Raw genomic sequence first — 242 nt, forward strand, 5'->3', positions numbered from 1 at the left:
GGCATCGCCGTGGACGGCATGGAGTCGCTCGCGCCGGTGCTCGTCGACGAGATGGAGCTGCTCGTCGACCTGATGCCCGTCGACACCCACGTGCTCGTGCTCGACCCCGAGCGGGCGCGCCGCCGCGCCCACGACCTGGTCGCGACGAGCGAGGAGTTCCTCGGCGCGAGCTGGGCGGCGGCCGCCAGCGGCGGGACCGCCCCGATCGACCTGGGCGCGGCGTCGTACCGCTCGCTCTCCGA

Annotated in this window: 1 protein-coding gene; it reads left to right on the top strand. The window is 75.2% G+C overall.

Annotated features, from left to right (window positions below; all coding sequences use genetic code 11):
* A partial coding sequence (locus QWY29_RS20600; RefSeq protein WP_300963084.1) for a hypothetical protein occupies positions 1 to 242 on the top strand: 242 nt, incomplete at both ends.

The organism is Nocardioides abyssi, assembly GCF_030412915.1.
GTDB lineage: Bacteria > Actinomycetota > Actinomycetes > Propionibacteriales > Nocardioidaceae > Nocardioides > Nocardioides abyssi.